Raw genomic sequence first — 652 nt, 5'->3', positions numbered from 1 at the left:
ATCTCCAGGAAAGGGTTCTCGATGGTGAGGCTTTCGATCCTCTGCCCGTGCTGGAGATCTTCGGTCAGAATGCGGTCCGCCCCTCCACGGAGCGCGGCCTCCACGATCAGGGCGTCCCAGAAGGAGAGCGCCAGCTCCCGACTGCGATGGGCCGCTCCGACCACCATCCGGGCATCCTCGGCTATCGGTGAGAACCTGGCCAGATAGCCGACCGCCTCTACGGCCTTCCCGATCGGGAGCGGGTGCGCCAGTTTGCGGGTTGCAGAGTAGAACTCCCGCAGGACCTGCACCGAGAACATCCCGTCGCCCTCGATGAGATGCTCGCTCACAAGCTTGCGAGCCACCTCGCGTTTCTCCGGCTCCCCTTAGTCGAAGGCGTAGACCAGTACGTTTGTATCCAGGAACGCAGGCACGTCGATCACCTAGAGCGGACCCGCGGATCGGCCACGCGCGATTTTACGGTCGTACAGGTCTTCCCGCCCGGGCAACCCCTTGCCTTCGCTGCTCATGCCGGAGTCTTCGGCAAGCTCCAGCAGCCTGCGGCCAGCCTCCCGCCTCTCCCGTCTACTGCCGGCGTACTCTTCGAGGTAGTCCCGCAGGACCGCGTTCACGGACGTGTCCTCCTCCAGGGCACGCATCCTCGCCTTCTTCA

Annotated in this window: 2 protein-coding genes; both read right to left on the bottom strand. The window is 64.4% G+C overall.

Annotation, left to right across the window (positions count from 1 at the left end):
- On the bottom strand, nucleotides 1–344 hold a 344-nt coding region (locus tag PJB24_RS15825; protein ID WP_273847625.1), incomplete at its 3' end, for a PIN domain-containing protein.
- 78 nt (nucleotides 345–422) lie between these two features.
- A partial coding sequence (locus PJB24_RS15820; protein WP_273847624.1) for a hypothetical protein occupies nucleotides 423–652 on the bottom strand: 230 nt, incomplete at its 5' end.

It is taken from the genome of Rubrobacter calidifluminis, from assembly GCF_028617075.1.
GTDB lineage: Bacteria > Actinomycetota > Rubrobacteria > Rubrobacterales > Rubrobacteraceae > Rubrobacter_E > Rubrobacter_E calidifluminis.
The sequence above is the reverse complement of the archived record's forward strand: the minus strand, read 5'-3'. Positions and strand labels throughout refer to the sequence as shown.